Raw genomic sequence first — 14,929 nt, 5'->3', positions numbered from 1 at the left:
AGTGCTTCGTGTGCTTACGCGGGTGTACGGGTGGTGGTCGGTTCTGTTGCGTGAACTGCCTGTACTTCAGGGGGACAGGGGGGCCGCTGGGTGGCGCGGCAGTCGCCGAAGCTCTCGCGCAGCCGGCCCATCAGGTTGCTGAGCAGCCCGACCTCCTGGTCGGACCAGTCGCTGAGCCGGTCGGCGAAGAGCTGCGAGGAGCGCTGGGAGAGCTCGTCGAGCCGCGCGAGCCCGGCGCCGGTGAGACGCAGGATGCGCGAGCGCTTGTCGGCCGGGTCGGGGAGGCGTTCGATCCAGCCCCGGTCGGCGACGTGCGCGACATGGCGGCTGGTCACGGACATGTCCACGGCGAGCAGCTCGGCGAGCTTGCTCATCCGCATGTCGCCGTGGCGGCCCAGCAGCGTCAGCACGGCGGCGGAACCCGCCGGGCAGTCGTGCGGCAGGATCCGCGCCAGCTCCCTCTTCACGGCGCCGATGGCACTGAGCTGACGAGCCAACTCCTCGTACTGCGCCCGCTCGGCCATCGCCCCTCCATTATTCGTTGCTTGGGGCAACCATAAATGCAGTTGGTTGCCGCAGGCAAACGAAGCGGTCCCCGCCGGGATAAAAACATGGCAAAGGCACGTATTGGCAAACGTAAACTTGCTGGTGAGAGGGGTGTCAGACTGAGAGTCCGCTGTGAGGCCCGGTCGCGTCCCGGAGGGGCCCCGCACTTGGGCGGGCCGCGGCTATTCGCTAGGGTCCTGGGCCATGGCAAACACCCAGGGCCCCGAGGGCAACTACGACCCCGCGGGTAGCACCCAGATGTTCCGCGCTTTCGTCGACGAGGGCCCCCAGGCCCGTCAGCAGCAGCAGGTGGCCGCCCCCGCGGGTCCCCGCATCGGCCTCATCATCGGCATCGTCGTCGCCGTGGCGGTCGTGGCCGCCGTGGCATGGCTCGCCCTGTCGTGAGCACGCCCCGCCGGTAGCGGCGGGTCACTTCCACTGGACGGACACGTCCCGCGTCTCGATGTGCATGCCCCACGGCACACGCCACGCGTCGACGCACACCGTCCAGGACTTCCTGGTGCCCACTCCCGGGGCGATCGGCGCGGGCAGGTCCCGCGTCGACCCGATCGTGGCCCAGTCGATCCCGAGCGCGCCGATGATGTGCGTCCCGAGGGTCACCGTGCCCGAACTCACCGCGGTGCCACCGGTGTTGCGGAAGGAGAGGGTCACCTTCTCGCACCAGCGCTGACCGGTGGCCTCCCGCTCGGGTGCGCCCACCTCGACGGCGGCGGGCGCCGGCGTGGACGGTGCCGAGCGCGTCGGCGGGGCAGGCGTCGGCGTACCGCCGGTACTCGCCCGCGCGTGTCCCGGGTCGCCGCCCGCGGAGGACGGCGGCGGAGGTCCGCCGTTCCCGGCGCCACCGCCCGCCCCCTTTCCCGCGAGGCCCGTGGACGGTCCCGGCGGCCCCGGACTCCCGGCGGCCGGAGCCGTCCCGTCACCGGCCGCCCCGGTGCCCTCGCGGGGGTCCTTCCCGGGGTGCGAAGCCCCCTCCCCGGCCAGGGGGGCCAGGGAGACGTCCCCGGTGGGGGCCACGGCTCTCCCGGACCCCCCGGGCACTCCCGCCGCGACATGGCCGCCGCCCCCGCCGCTCCCGCAGGCGGTCAGCACGGCGCCCAGACACACCAAAGCCGTCGAGGCGCCCACCAGGGCGCCTCGACGGCCAGGATCACAAGTCGCTCGACCCGCTCGACGCATCGCGCCAGTGTGACTGACGGGCCGTCAATTATGAAGGCTCGGGAGGTCGTTCTCCCGTGCCGGCTCCTCAGTCGGAGATGAGTCCTTCGCGCAGCTGGGCGAGGGTCCGGGTGAGCAGCCGGGAGACGTGCATCTGGGAGATGCCGACCTCCTCGCCGATCTGCGACTGGGTCATGTTCGCGAAGAAGCGCAGCATGATGATGCGGCGCTCGCGGGGCGGGAGCTTGGCGAGCAGCGGCTTCAGCGACTCGCGGTACTCGACGCCCTCCAGGGCCGTGTCCTCGTAGCCGAGGCGGTCCGCGAGGGAGCCCTCGCCGCCGTCGTCCTCGGGGGCCGGAGAGTCCAGCGAGGACGCCGTGTACGCGTTGCCCACGGCCAGGCCGTCGACCACGTCCTCCTCGGACACGCCCAGTACGGAGGCGAGTTCGGCGACCGTCGGGGAGCGGTCGAGCTTCTGGGAGAGCTCGTCGCTGGCCTTGGTGAGGGCGAGCCGCAGCTCCTGGAGGCGGCGCGGTACCCGGACCGACCACGACGTGTCGCGGAAGAAGCGCTTGATCTCGCCCACGACGGTGGGCATCGCGAACGTCGGGAACTCCACCCCGCGTTCGCAGTCGAAGCGGTCGATCGCCTTGATCAGGCCGATGGTGCCGACCTGGACGATGTCCTCCATCGGCTCGTTGCGGGAGCGGAAGCGGGCCGCCGCGTACCGGACGAGCGGGAGGTTCAGCTCGATGAGTGTGTCCCGTACGTAGCCGCGCTCCGGGCTGTTCTCACCGAGTGCGGCGAGCCGCAGGAACAGGGAGCGGGACAGGGTGCGGGTGTCGATGGCTTCCGAGGTCGGAGCGGCCTGGACGGCCGGAGCGGCCGGGACGGCGTCCGGGGCCGGAAGGGCCGATACGTCGACCGTATCGACGACGTCGACGACGTCGACGCCGACTGCGTGAAGCGCGTCGGGCTCCGAGTCGCTCTTCGTGAGCGTGAGCACCTTCGAGCTGCCCTGGTCTGCGGACATGCCACCCCCTTTGGGTCGCGGACGGTCGCGGCGGACGCTCCCGTCGGAGGAACGCAGCCTCCACCTGAATACCGGTCGGGAGGCCGCGGCAAACGCGCTTCCGGCAGAATGTCACATGTCGGCAACACGCTGTAGTGACATGTCGACATGGAGAGGGTGAATAGGCCCTGGAAAAAGGGGGTCTGACGGCTTTTCACGGCTGAACCGCCGGAAAAGGAACCTCTGAGCGATTCGCTCTTACCGGTTACGCCTCGATCCTGTTTGCGGATCGAAGTCGGGCGAAGCTGCGGGCGAGGAGCCTTGACACATGCATCTGGGAAACACCCAGCTCGGCGCTGATCTGTGACTGCGTCAGATTGCTGTAGTAGCGCAGCAGAAGGATCCGCTGTTCGCGTTCGGGCAGTTGCACGAGCAGGTGGCGTACGAGGTCGCGGTGTTCCACCCCGTCGAGCGCGGGGTCCTCGTAGCCGAGCCGGTCGAGCAGTCCCGGCAGCCCGTCGCCCTCCTGGGCCGCCTCCAGGGAGGTCGCGTGGTACGAGCGCCCGGCCTCGATGCAGGACAGCACCTCCTCCTCGGTGATGCGCAGCCGCTCGGCGATCTCGGCGGTCGTGGGCGTGCGCCCGAAGGCCGTCGTCAGGTCCTCGGTGGCGCTGTTCACCTGCACCCACAGCTCGTGCAGCCGACGGGGTACGTGGACGGTGCGGACGTTGTCGCGGAAGTACCGCTTGATCTCGCCGACGACCGTCGGCATCGCGAAGGTCGGGAACTGCACACCCCGCTCCGGGTCGAAGCGGTCGATCGCGTTGATGAGGCCGATGGTCCCGACCTGGACCACGTCCTCCATGGGCTCGTTGCGGCTGCGGAAGCGGGCGGCGGCGTAGCGGACGAGCGGCAGGTTCGCCTCGATGAGCGCCCCGCGCACGCGGTCGTGCTCCGCGGTGCCCGGCTCCAGCGTCTTGAGGCGGCCGAAGAGCACCTGGGTGAGGGCCCGGGTGTCGGCACCGCGGCGGCGCTCGGGGGCGGCTGCCGGGAACGGGGCCTGCTCCTCCTCAGGAGCGCGCTCCTGCTCCGGGGCCCGGTCCTCGAGCGGTGACGGCTGTTCCAGGACCTGGGCCCGCTCCTGGGGAGGTGCCGGCTGTTCCTGGAGGGGTGCCCGCTCCTGGGGAGGCGCCTGTTCGTGGAGCGGAGCCCGCTCCAGAGGCGCCGTCGGTTCCTGGGGCGGTGCTTGAGGCGCAGTACTGGCCGGCACGGTCAACTCCACCTCTATCATCCGTCAGATCCGTCAACTCATCCGTCAAAAGCGGTCATAGCATCACAAGACATGTGCACTGTGTGCAAGCACCGCATAAAGCCGTGTTGAGCGGGAATTGTGGAGAGTTGGGGGCCCGTGACGCGAAGAAGCCCCCCGCCGGTCGTGGCGGGGGGCTCCGGGGCGCGTGGCTCAGAACGGGTAGTCGGCGATCACCCAGGTCGCGAACTCGCGCCACAGCGCGACGCCCGCCTGATGCGCCGGATGCTCCAAGTACCGCTGCAGGGCGTCCGCGTCGTCGACCGCGGAGTTGATCGCGAAGTCGTACGCGATGGGCCGGTCGGTGATGTTCCAGTCGCATTCCCAGAACCGCAGATCGGGGATCAGGTCGCCGAGCGCGCGGAAGGCGGCCACGCCCTCGACGACCCGCGGGTCGTCGCGCTCGACGCCCTCGTTGAGCTTGAAGAGGACCAGATGGCGGATCACGGGCACTCCCTGGTGGTGCGGCGCGGGTCTCCGCTCAGTTCTTGGCTCCGTCGGCGATCCACGTCATGAAGTCGCCGACGGACCGAGCGGCGGTCGAAATGCCCTCAAACCCTATCTGGACGTAGTCGGCCGCCTTCGCCGGATCCGTGATGATCACGTACAGCGCGAAGACCACGAGCACATAGACGGCGATCTTCTTCGAATTCACCGCCATCGCGGCCTCCCCTGTGACTGCTGCGCCCGGTGGGCCCCCTGTTGCCGGCGGCGAGTGTAACCTTCACGCCCTTTTTATGGACCAACGGCCTGCTGACCGGGGCCTTTTGCCGGTCCCGTACACGGCCGCCCAGGCGCAGGATGGAGCCGAGTCCGGCGGTCGGGAGCCCGCAGGGCCGGGGACGGACCTCACTGCGGGGTCCACGCCACGGGATTCCTCCGAACCCGCGGCGCGGACTTGAGGCCCGCCCCCGCCGGGGCGGCGGCGTGTCCCGCACGTCGCTTCCCCCGGCCCCCAGTGGCGGGATACGCACAAAGGGCCCCGTCTTTCGACGGGGCCCTCATCAAGCGGTAGCGGAGGGATTTGAACCCTCGGTGACTTGCGCCACACTCGCTTTCGAGGTCTGTTCGCGCTGGTCAGAGCGTGATCCGTGGCCGTTCAGCCTCGTTCATTCCTGTACTCCTGCCCGGTGCGTGCACCGCCGTGGACATCTGCGGACGAGGGTGAATGAGACGGAAACTGAGACGGGGCCGCCTCTCGCTGGCCAGGCATTTCAGCCCCCGTGTGGCCCTTGGGAATCCCGGTCGCGTTGCGGCGCTCACCCGTGTCCGGAGTCACCGAGAGCAGGTCGTGAGGCAGCGCGATATCCCCCGCGGGCCGTTGAGCAAGCCATCCCGAACGTCTGTGAGGGGGTGCTTCCGTGCGTACGTGCTCGAAGCCCAGACGCTCGTAGTAGGAGTGCAGGCCCGTGTTTGTTCGCCACGTGTCGATGCGAACCCACGTTCGACCTTCCAAGGCTGCCAGGCGAGACATCCAGTCGATGATTCGGGTGCCGAGATGCCGGCCTGCCGCCTCGCGGGCAACGATCAACTTGTAGAGGTAGAGGGCCGACTCGGGGCGATCAGCGTTTGTCCAGAAATCCCGATCAACGGCACCCCGACTGACTGTCGCCAGCACTTTGTCGTGCTCGCCGACCACAACCCAGGCACGTCCCTCGTCTATGTTGGCGTGCCATTTGGTAATCGCTCGCTCACCAGTCTCGGGGTCGCTCCACTGGTCGGTGCCTTTCGTGCGCAACCATCCCTCTGCCTCTGACCGCAGAGTCATAAGGATGGGTATGTCCTCCGCAGCTGCGGGGCGGAGGTACTCAGTCCGTGCTGACTTCATAGAGGATCTTGTGCCTGTCTCCGGGGAGGATTGTGACCATGCAGCGGAGTGGGCGACTGTCCGCGTCATAGCCGGTTCTGGTGTGCTCTGCGACGGGCGTTGCCGCAGGTAGGGCAAGAAGTTCCGCCTCCCGTCGCGTTGGCATGCGGACTGAGATTTCGTCCCTGTACTTGACCTGCACGAGTCCGACCGAAGCCAAGATGCCGCCCGGTGCAGAGACGTCGCGAGGCTCCATCAGAGGTGTACCGGTCACGAGATCCTGAGGGAAGTACGAGTCGGCGAGGGCGTAGGGCCGATTGTCTATGTACCGGATTCGCTTCCGAGCCACGGCCAAACCCTCTACGGGGAGTTCGAGGCACTCGCGAACGTGCGGCGGGGGCTCCACGATTGACACCGTGATCTCTTGCCGGGGGGCTTTCCCGTCCTCCGCGACCGCGCTTGCCCATTGGTCGCCTGCGGTCCGTCCTTCCACGGCGGTGGCATGACGACTGCGGCTTTCCAGCGTCGTCCAGTTCCACACGACGGGTGGGTAGTCCTCGCGGACGTACTTCCCCTGGCCCTGGCCTGTGACGACCAAGCCTTCCTCGATCAAGAGGCGGACGCCGGCGCGGACCGTCTCACGGCTGTAGCCGTACTCGGTCATCATCTTTGACTCGCTGGGCAGGGCCTCTCCGCCCCTCAGCCCTCCGGACACGATCTGTTCGCGCAGGTCATAGGCGATTTCCTGTGCCTTGGTCATACCGCGTCGCATCGGTGGCATGTCTCCTCTACTCCAGCTCCTCCGTACAAGTTAGACCAGGGGGCTTGACTCTCCAAGCACCTGTCGTGCAACCTCATGGCACGGCACTCCTCCAGACAAGTCGTACGGGGTGTCACGTACGGCTCTTTCGTACAGGTTCGCCGCGTCCGGAGGAAAGCCCTGCAAGGGGTGAGTACGAAGGGAGCGCTCGTTGGTTGAGAACTCAACAGTGTGCCGATCCAGCCGCCTGCACACGGGCGGTCGATGGGTCGACAGGTAAGCCCGCCCCACCTCGTACAAGAGGGCGGGCACGCATCGGTTCTGTCCCGGTGCGCGGTACAGCGCGACCAGCCTTTCCGCAGCTCAATGGCTGCGGCCGGTTGCCTCCCCCGCCCGTCCGGTCCCGTTCGTCGGGTGTCGTACGGGCGGGGTGGCAGGGAGCCGGAAGAGTCCCGGCACGGACGGGAGAGAGCACATGAAGAGGGACCACAGCTTCACCGCGACCGTCACCGACCTGAGCACCGGCAACCGGGAGCAGGTCAGTGACACCGCGCGCTTCGACCACCCGGTGAGCAAGGCGGACGCGACGACCGCGATCCGCAACGAGCTGGCCAGCCAGAACCGGCCGGCCACCGGCATCACCCTCACCGACTGACCTGACCTCACCCCACAACGGCGCGCGGCTCCGGTGTTCCCGCACCGGAGCCGCTTCGGGCCGTACCACCGACTAGGGAGAACACGACCCAATGAACCCCATCGTCACTGTTCAGGAAGCCGTTACCGCGTTCGCCGACTGGAACGAACCCACGGATGCGGAACTGGACGCCATCGAGCAGGAGATGCCGCTGATCCTGGCGGACGTCGACCTGATCGACGCGCAGATCATCGCCATGGACCACACCCCGAACGAGGTCGACACCCGCCGCGTCCGCCGGGCCCTGGCCCGGGTCCTCACCGAGTACCGCGTCATCGCCAACCGCACCACCGACGCAGTCGGCGGCGCGGCATGAACCGGTGGGGCAAGGGCCTGTTAGTCCTCGCTCTGGTGGTCGTGGTCGCCATGGCGTTCCGGGTGTCCTGGAACGCGCTGCGGGACATTGCCACCGCGATCGGCGCGGATGACACGGCCGCGACGCTCTACCCGTTCGTGGTCGACGGCCTGATGGCCCTGGCCCTGGTCGCGACTCTGGTCCTGACTGACCAGGCAAGGACGTTCGCGTTGCGGGTCCTGGGTACCTACACCGCCGCTTCGCTGGTCCTCAACTACGTCCACGGACTCATCCCCAAGCTGCACGGTGCCACGGTCGACTGGGGACGGCTCGCCGACTGGGACCCCGCCAACTACGCCCTCGTCCTGCTAGCCACCTCGCTTCCGGTCGGGTCGATCTACTTCGGCTCCGATCTGGTCGCCAAGGTCCTCCACCACCGCCCCACCCCGACCACGGAGCCGATTCCGGCCCCGGTCGCGAATGCGGAGAAATCTACCGAGACCGTGAGCAAACGGTCTACGGCTGACCTCGCAGAATCGACCCCCGCCCCGGTCGCTACGGCGCCCCTACGGATGCCCGATCCCGTGACCGTTCCGTTCGAGAAGTCGACGCTCCCCCTCAAGCCCGTCCCGACTCCCACCGCCCCGATTCCCACAACGCCAATCGAGCGGCGGTCGGTGGCTGCTGCGGAGTCGACCCGCCCTCGTCGGGCGACCGGTCGGGTCCCCGCAGTCGCTCGATCGAGCCGGCCGAAGCGCACCCCGGATCAACTGCTCGATGAGGCACGGCGCGTCACCGCCGACTGGCCGGACGCGAAGCTCACCGCCGAAGGAATCCGCCTCGCGGTCCACACCTCACCGGTCAACGCCCGGACGCTGCGGGACACCCTGCGCGGCGAGCGGGCCGCTAAGGCGGCCGTCTGATGTCCGCCGCGTGGGGCAAGTGCTTCGACCCGTCCGGTGCCCGCTACGGGATACCGACCTACCCGTGGCGCCTGGCCCCGGACGGACTGGCCACCCGCCGGCAGTTACGGGCCCGCGGTCTACGTCCGGGCGGGCAGGAGATCGCCGCGCAGGTCATGCGCGTCAACCGCCGCCAAGGCGGGGTCCGCGTCTCCTACCTCTACCGGCTCGACCTGGCCAAGCCCGTCCGGCCGATGACGTCGCGGAAGTGGGGCGCGCTCGCGTTGGCGATGCTCGCCCGCCGCACCTGCCCCCGCTGCCGGATCACTTACAGCTACTGCCTGTCGACCCGGTACGGCATCTGTGGTCTGTGCATCACCGCCGAATCTGCTGCCGCGTGACCTGCGGCTTTCCCCTCTCGGAGACTCGTGTGAAGACGACCGTGAGCACGCACAAGATCCCCGGATACGGCTCGACCACGCGCACCGCGAAACGGCTGACGGAACAGGCCGTGCCAGTGGTGAACCGCGCGGTGCCGGGCCGGATGCCGGACGTCGAGGTGATCCTCACCAACGAACGCGGCATGGCCGAAGCGATGGCCGCCGCCGACATCGCCCTCGCCGGCGCCCTGGATCGGCGCACCCTCAGCCGTGCCGAGCGCGACGCCCGCAAGTTGGCCCGCGAGATCCAGGCCCGCGCGATCCCGCGCCCGGACAAGAGCGCGCTGATCATCATCGACGTCGACAAGCACCCCACCCCCGAAGCGTTCGCCGTGACGCTCGTCCACGAACTCACCCACGCCATGCAGTTCAGCCGCAAGGGCGTGTTCGAGCGGGTCGTGGCCAACACCCGAGCCGGGTTCGGCATCGAGCGGCAATCCCGCCGCGACGCCCGCGAACACAACTGGCTCGTCGACCAGGAAGAGGCCGAAGCCTACGGCTACGAGCACCTCGCCAACCGCATCGTCCCCGGCTCCCACGCCTGAACAGGAGACGCTCCACATGACCGAGAACGTCGTCCACCTGCACAAGGACACCAACGAGCCGGCCACCGTCACCACCCTGACCGTGGTCCCCGAACCCGCCCCGCCGGCGCCCCTGCCGTTGTGGGTCCGCTCCGGACGGGCCGTCAAGCACGTCATCACGCACGACCACACGAAGACGACCGCCCGCGCCGCTGCCCGCCACAGCCTGTACGTGGTCGGGGGCGCGCGGATCGTCGGTCGCCGGGCGTGGGACGGCCGCACAGCCGCCCGCTACGAGCGGTACATGCGCACCGCCGAAGCCGCGGGGAACATGGAACTCGCAGCCGAGTGGGAAGAGCGCGGGCAGCGCTACCGCGACGCCCGGCACCGCCGCCGCATGGACCTGCTCACCTCCCCGATCGACGCGGCGAAGGGCATCGCGGCCGGCACCGGCATGGGCATAGGCGGACTGGTCGCCCTCGGCATCGTCATGGCGATTGCGACCAAGGACGTCAGTGACGTCGTCACTCCGCTGATGGCGGCCGTCGACTTCATCAACCTGCTGATCTGGATCGTTCAGGTCGTGTGGGGGCCCGCGATCACGATCGGCCCGTTCCTCGCCCTGCTCGCCCTGTGGGCGGTCGGGAGCAAGCAGCACGCGGCCCCCGCGTGGGCGCTGCCGGCGAACATCAAGAACGGTGAGGGCGAGCCCATCACCCCGTCGATCGTCATCAAGGCACTCCGGGATCTCGGAGTCGCCCCGCTCCGCAACGCCATCAAGGAGATGGGAGACGCCGGCGCGAGCATGCTCGGGCCGATCAGGATCGCCGGATGCGGCGTGGAAGTCGACGTGACGCTCCCGTCCGGGGTGTCCACGATCGAGGTGCAGAACCGGCGCCGGAAGCTTGCCGAGAACCTGACCCGGCACGAGCACGAAGTGTTCATCATGATCCCCGTCGCTGCCCGGACGGTGCGGCTGTGGATCGCGGACTCCGGGGCGCTCGATGAGCCGATCGGCCCGTCTCCGCTGGTCACCGACGAGACGATGACCGCCGACTACGCCAAGGGCCGCGCCCCGTGGGGGCAGGACCTGCGCGGTGACGCGGCGAGCCTGAGCCTGTTTCAGCGCCACCTCCTGATCACGGGTCTGTCCAACCAGGGCAAGACCGCGGCCCTGCGCTCCCTCGCGCTGTGGCTGGCGCTTGACCGGACGGTGGAGTTCTGGGTCGGGGACCTCAAGGGCGTCGGCGACTGGGCCATGTGCGACGGGCTCGCAACGAGGCTGATCCAGGGACCGACCGACGAGCACGTCATCCAGGTCACGGAGATGCTGGAAGACGCGGTGGAAGAGATGAACCGCCGCATCCAGGCACCGCCCGGCACGCAGTTCCCGGCGCTGATCGTGATCGTGGATGAGGCGCAGGTCGCGTTCATGTGCCCGGCCAAGGATGAGGCCAAGCGCCCCTACGGCGGCTCGAAGGCCAACTCCCGGTACTTCATGGCCGTCCGGAAGATCCACAACCAGGGACGGGCCGTCAACGTCCTGATGTGGCAGGGCACCCAGGACCCGACGAACGAGAACCTGCCCAAGCTGGTCCGCGAGGGTGCCCACACCCGCGCCTCCCTCGCCCTGGGCACCGAGTCCCAAGCGCGCATGGCGCTCGGAGACAAGGCAGTCGACGGTGGGGCCGCGCCGAACCTGCTGCGCCCCGGGCTCGACAAGGGCACGGTCGTCGTCGCGTCGGACGGCATCGCCATCCCGGCCGGCCAGTCGTCCATCACGGTCCGCACGCACTACATCAGCACCGAAGACGCAACCGCCATCGCCGACCGCGCCAAGGCACTGCGCGATGGAGTCACCACCCTGACCCTGATCGAGCGCGGTGAGGACCGCGACCCTCTCGCCGACATCGCGAGCGTCCTCGGGGACAAGTCGCGCGTGCGGACCAAGGACGTGCTGGCCCGCCTCGCGGCGCTGAGCACGGACGCTTACGGCGGTTGGTCGTTCATCGACCTCAAGCGCGTCCTGGACGACGCCGGCGCGGAGCCGCACAAGTCCGACGGGGTCATGGTCGTCAGCCGTGACCGCGTCCTGCGCTCGCTCGCCAACCGCGACGACGAGGGTTCCGCTTCCGCCGAAGGATGACAGGGAGCCGACCCCGCCCCGGGCAGGGAGACAGGGAGAACTCCCTGACCCCCTCCCTGACCCGCCTCCCTGCCCCTGAGCTGCACAAATGATCGCTCAGGGAGTCAGGGAGGACCGCAGGTCAGACCCCCGAAACACCCCTCAACAGCGACCCCGCAAGGGGGTGGTCCCGCCTCCCTGCACCGCATCGCGAAGGGATTCCGCATGTACCCCGAACACGCCCCCCACGGCCGGTACGAGACCGCCGTGGACGTCCACCGGCCCACCCCACTCACGCCCGCCGCCGTGATCCCGGCGCCCCTCGTTCCGGTGCAGCCGGGCAGTGTCCCGAGCGTGGCGAGCGTCGTCCTGCCGGACGGGCGAGTCGTCACCGGATACGCCATCAACCCCATACAGCCCGAACCGGTCGTCGCCAAGCCGGCCGTGTCTCGTGCGGCCGTGAACGTCGCGCTCGGGGGCGTCGGGTTCGCCGCGGTGTGCGGCGGGCTGCTGCTCCTGACGACGTTCATCGCCGCACTCACCGCCCTCATCACCCAACTCATCATCCTCGCCGCCGTGATCTTCGGCGGATGGATCGCCGTACAGATCTTCTCCGCCTCCGACTCGAAGGGCGGGACGACGGTCAACATCCACAAGGCCGTGATCAAGCGCAACCGCTTCTACAGCTAGCTACGCCAAGGGCGGCCCCCTCGTCTCGCCAAAGTCGCGGGGCCGCCCTTGTCTCCAGTCCTCAACAGACCTGCGGAGGTCACCCAGCATGACGCAACCGACCGACAGTCGGCGAGAGGCCTTACTCGCCGCAGCTCTAACCGCCGCGGAACGCGGCTGGCACGTCTTCCCCCTGCGCCCCGCCACGAAGCGCCCCGCCCTGCACGGGGAAGCGTCCTGCCCGCGCACCGGTGTGTGCGCGGCGGGCCACCGCAAGTGGGAGCAGCGCGCCACTACCGACCCGGACCGTATCCGGGCCACCTGGTCCCGCGGGCCGTTCAACATCGGTATCGCCACCGGCCCTTCCGGGCTGCTGGTGGTCGACCTCGACGTGCCCAAGGACAACAGCAACAAGGGCGCGCCTGGCGGCGCGGCGACCTTTGGAGCGCTCTGCGAGCGCACCGGCCATGCCGTCCCCGACACCTACCGGACCCGGACCGCAAGCGGCGGCAGCCACCTGTACTTCACCGCGCCGGCGGGGGCGCGACTGACCAACACGGCAGGAACCATCGCCCTGTTGGTCGACACACGCGCATGGGGCGGCTACGTCGTCGCCGCGGGCAGCATCACCCCCACCGGACCCTACGAAGTCGCCAGCGGCCCCGTGGCGACCCCGGTGCCCGCATGGCTACTGAGCATCCTCAAACCGGCCCCCAAGGCCGCACAGGCGCCCTCAGTGGCCGTAGCGGGGCAATCCAACCGATACGCGGATGTAGCACTCGCCAACGAGACGCGGAACGTCGCCGGGGCCCAACACGGCTCGCGCGAGGCTCGGTTGTTCCGGGCGGCGCGAGCCCTGGGACGGTTCGTCGCGTGGGGCGACCTCCCCCGGAACGTGGTGGAACAGGCTCTTCAGGGGGCGGGCGAGGCGACCGGACTGTCCGCGTCCGAGTGCCGCTCCACCCTTCGCAGCGCACTGGACTGGTCCATCGCCCACAACCAGAACAGTCGGCGGACGGCATGAGCACCCGCCGGCATCCGCCTCTGAAGAGCATCATCACCCTGGACGGCCCGCCCGCCGCTCCACAGCCTGTGGACATCGCGGCTGTGGGCGAACCGAAGGGCGCCGCCGAAGGCGTCCCCATTGCTATTCGCCCTGACCCGCACCCGGTCGGCGCGGGTGGCCCGACACCGGACCGCCCCGGTATCCGGATCTTCGCCCCGCCGGTCTACCGCCACGCCAACGACGGTGCCCGCTGGTCGAAGCGGTACGGCGACACCCCCACGGCCGCCTACGCCTGCTCGTGCGGGCTCACCGACACGGCGCGCGGCGCCGACGACGTCGCCGCCCTGATCGCCGATTACGACTACCACCGGGCCAAGGAGTGCACCGGATCACCTGTCGCGCTGACCGAAGGGAGGGCCGCCGCATGACCGACATCATCGACGGGGCCGCGCTGCTCGACGAGGTGGAAGCCTTCCACCGTCGCTTCAACGTCTTCCCCCTCGAAGCCGCCTACGTCGCCGTGGCCTTGTGGGACGCACACGCCCACATGCTCGACGCATTCGACTCCACCCCCCGCCTCGCTTTCCTCTCACCCGAACCCGGGTCGGGGAAGTCGCGGGCGCTGGACGTCGTCGAAACCCTCGTGCCGCGCTCCATGGCCGCAGCAGACGCATCCGCCGCCGCCCTGTTCCGGGCCGTCGCCGGCATCGACGGCGGCCGGCCCACCATCCTGTTCGACGAGATCGACACCGTCTTCGGCCCCAAAGCCGGCGACAACGAGCAACTCCGGGGATTCATCAACGCAGGCCACGCACGTGGACGCGTCATGTACCGGTGCGTCGGGGACGGTTCCAACCAGCAAGTACAGGGCTTTCCCTCGTACTGCGCCGTTGCCGTCGCCGGACTCGGCTCCCTGCCCGACACGATCCTCACCCGCTCGGTCATCATCCGCATGCGACGACGGGCCAGGAACGAGAAGGCAGAGCCCTTCCGCTCGCGCATCCACGTGCGCGAGGGCAACCAGATCCGCGACCGCCTCGCCAAGTGGGCGGAGTCCGTAGAAAAGCGCGTCTCCGGTGCCTTCCCCGCCCTGCCGGACGGAGTCACCGACCGTCCGGCGGACGTCTGGGAACCCCTGCTCGCGGTCGCGGATGCCGCTGGGGGCGACTGGCCAGAGCGAGCACGAATGGCCTGCGTGGCCCTGGTCACCGCCTCGCGTGCCAACGACAAGGGCAGCATCGGCATCCGTCTCCTGACCGACCTGCGCGACCACGTCCTCATCGGCATCGACCGCCTGCCCACCGTCGCCATCCTCGACCGCCTCAACGCCCTCGACGACGCCCCGTGGGCCGACCTCAACGGCAAGCCTCTCGACAACCGGCGTCTGTCCAAAATGCTCAGCGACTACGTCACCGGCGACGGAGACCCGATCGTCTCCCGCAACATCCGTACTGCCGGCGGAGTCCTCAAAGGCTTCTTCGCCAAAGACCTCGAAGACGCCTGGTCCCGGTACTGCCCGCCCCCTGGGGCCGCTACATCCGCTACACCGCTACACCCCAGCTCAGAGCCCCTGAATCTGTAGCGGCAACTCCCGATGTAGCGGCTACGGCCACGCGCCCCGAAACGGCCGTAGCCGCTACATCCAGCCCCTCCGCTACAAAAAT

The 14,929-nt window shown here is 69.1% G+C and carries 19 protein-coding genes; 11 read left to right on the top strand and 8 right to left on the bottom strand.

The annotated features are described in order from the left end of the window. Window positions 1-14: 14 nt before the first annotated feature. The gene (locus HEP85_RS19950) at window positions 15-524 is read right to left on the bottom strand and encodes a MarR family winged helix-turn-helix transcriptional regulator (RefSeq protein ID WP_168528936.1); all 510 of its coding nucleotides are present in this window, start codon (window positions 522-524) and stop codon (window positions 15-17) included. A gap of 226 nt (window positions 525-750) precedes the next feature. Here HEP85_RS19950 and HEP85_RS19945 point away from each other — a divergent pair, with 226 nt between their 5' ends. Beyond that, the gene (locus HEP85_RS19945; RefSeq protein WP_153289730.1) at window positions 751-951 is read left to right on the top strand and encodes a hypothetical protein; all 201 of its coding nucleotides are present in this window, start codon (window positions 751-753) and stop codon (window positions 949-951) included. A 24-nt stretch (window positions 952-975) separates the two neighbouring features. Here HEP85_RS19945 and HEP85_RS19940 read toward each other — a convergent pair whose 3' ends face one another. The 7 genes from HEP85_RS19940 to HEP85_RS19910 all read right to left on the bottom strand — a co-directional run bounded on the left by HEP85_RS19940 (window position 976) and on the right by HEP85_RS19910 (window position 6,610). Then, entirely contained in the window at window positions 976-1,581 is a 606-nt protein-coding gene (locus HEP85_RS19940; RefSeq protein ID WP_348772405.1) for a hypothetical protein, read from the bottom strand. A gap of 229 nt (window positions 1,582-1,810) precedes the next feature. After that, window positions 1,811-2,755 carry an RNA polymerase sigma factor SigF gene (locus HEP85_RS19935; RefSeq protein ID WP_168528934.1) on the bottom strand — a complete coding sequence of 315 codons (945 nt, stop codon included), beginning with the start codon at window positions 2,753-2,755 and terminating at the stop codon, window positions 1,811-1,813. Between the two features lie 244 nt (window positions 2,756-2,999). After that, window positions 3,000-4,010 carry an RNA polymerase sigma factor SigF gene (locus HEP85_RS19930; protein ID WP_168533807.1) on the bottom strand — a complete coding sequence of 337 codons (1,011 nt, stop codon included), beginning with the start codon at window positions 4,008-4,010 and terminating at the stop codon, window positions 3,000-3,002. Window positions 4,011-4,196: 186 nt separating this feature from the next. Beyond that, the gene (locus tag HEP85_RS19925) at window positions 4,197-4,490 is read right to left on the bottom strand and encodes a Dabb family protein (RefSeq protein ID WP_168528933.1); all 294 of its coding nucleotides are present in this window, start codon (window positions 4,488-4,490) and stop codon (window positions 4,197-4,199) included. A 34-nt stretch (window positions 4,491-4,524) separates the two neighbouring features. Continuing rightward, on the bottom strand, window positions 4,525-4,704 hold the full coding sequence (locus HEP85_RS19920; RefSeq protein WP_153289734.1) for a hypothetical protein: 180 nt from the start codon (window positions 4,702-4,704) through the stop codon (window positions 4,525-4,527). Between the two features lie 438 nt (window positions 4,705-5,142). Further along, entirely contained in the window at window positions 5,143-5,811 is a 669-nt protein-coding gene (locus HEP85_RS19915) for an N-acetyltransferase (RefSeq protein WP_248002006.1), read from the bottom strand. Window positions 5,812-5,851: 40 nt separating this feature from the next. Beyond that, window positions 5,852-6,610 (bottom strand): GntR family transcriptional regulator, encoded by a 759-nt coding sequence (locus HEP85_RS19910; protein WP_168528931.1) that lies wholly within the window; start codon window positions 6,608-6,610, stop codon window positions 5,852-5,854. A gap of 475 nt (window positions 6,611-7,085) precedes the next feature. On the opposite strand from HEP85_RS19910, the gene HEP85_RS19905 reads away from it, so the two are divergent. The 10 genes from HEP85_RS19905 to HEP85_RS19860 all read left to right on the top strand — a co-directional run bounded on the left by HEP85_RS19905 (window position 7,086) and on the right by HEP85_RS19860 (window position 14,847). Continuing rightward, on the top strand, window positions 7,086-7,265 hold the full coding sequence (locus HEP85_RS19905; protein WP_168528930.1) for a hypothetical protein: 180 nt from the start codon (window positions 7,086-7,088) through the stop codon (window positions 7,263-7,265). 91 nt (window positions 7,266-7,356) lie between these two features. After that, complete coding sequence (locus HEP85_RS19900) at window positions 7,357-7,620, top strand: DUF6284 family protein (protein WP_168528929.1); 264 nt, start codon at window positions 7,357-7,359, stop codon at window positions 7,618-7,620. Beyond that, entirely contained in the window at window positions 7,617-8,522 is a 906-nt protein-coding gene (locus tag HEP85_RS19895; protein WP_168528928.1) for a DUF2637 domain-containing protein, read from the top strand. Before HEP85_RS19900 ends, HEP85_RS19895 begins: the two co-directional genes overlap by 4 nt. Further along, window positions 8,522-8,902 carry an RRQRL motif-containing zinc-binding protein gene (locus HEP85_RS19890; protein WP_168528927.1) on the top strand — a complete coding sequence of 127 codons (381 nt, stop codon included), beginning with the start codon at window positions 8,522-8,524 and terminating at the stop codon, window positions 8,900-8,902. Before HEP85_RS19895 ends, HEP85_RS19890 begins: the two co-directional genes overlap by 1 nt. A gap of 41 nt (window positions 8,903-8,943) precedes the next feature. Then, window positions 8,944-9,486 (top strand): hypothetical protein, encoded by a 543-nt coding sequence (locus HEP85_RS19885; RefSeq protein ID WP_248002005.1) that lies wholly within the window; start codon window positions 8,944-8,946, stop codon window positions 9,484-9,486. A 16-nt stretch (window positions 9,487-9,502) separates the two neighbouring features. Beyond that, window positions 9,503-11,611, top strand: coding sequence for an ATP-binding protein (locus HEP85_RS19880; RefSeq protein ID WP_168528925.1), 2,109 nt, complete (start codon window positions 9,503-9,505; stop codon window positions 11,609-11,611). 204 nt (window positions 11,612-11,815) lie between these two features. Continuing rightward, on the top strand, window positions 11,816-12,280 hold the full coding sequence (locus tag HEP85_RS19875; protein ID WP_168528924.1) for a hypothetical protein: 465 nt from the start codon (window positions 11,816-11,818) through the stop codon (window positions 12,278-12,280). An 88-nt stretch (window positions 12,281-12,368) separates the two neighbouring features. Then, complete coding sequence (locus HEP85_RS19870; protein WP_168528923.1) at window positions 12,369-13,283, top strand: bifunctional DNA primase/polymerase; 915 nt, start codon at window positions 12,369-12,371, stop codon at window positions 13,281-13,283. Then, window positions 13,280-13,693, top strand: coding sequence for a hypothetical protein (locus tag HEP85_RS19865; RefSeq protein WP_248002004.1), 414 nt, complete (start codon window positions 13,280-13,282; stop codon window positions 13,691-13,693). Before HEP85_RS19870 ends, HEP85_RS19865 begins: the two co-directional genes overlap by 4 nt. After that, window positions 13,690-14,847, top strand: a complete 1,158-nt coding sequence (locus HEP85_RS19860; protein ID WP_168528922.1) for a DUF3631 domain-containing protein — start codon at window positions 13,690-13,692, stop codon at window positions 14,845-14,847. The genes HEP85_RS19865 and HEP85_RS19860 overlap by 4 nt, the downstream gene beginning before the upstream one ends. The last annotated feature ends 82 nt before the right edge of the window (window positions 14,848-14,929 follow it).

This window comes from Streptomyces sp. RPA4-2, assembly GCF_012273515.2.
GTDB classification, from domain to species: domain Bacteria; phylum Actinomycetota; class Actinomycetes; order Streptomycetales; family Streptomycetaceae; genus Streptomyces; species Streptomyces kaempferi.
The sequence above is the reverse complement of the archived record's forward strand: the minus strand, read 5'-3'. Positions and strand labels throughout refer to the sequence as shown.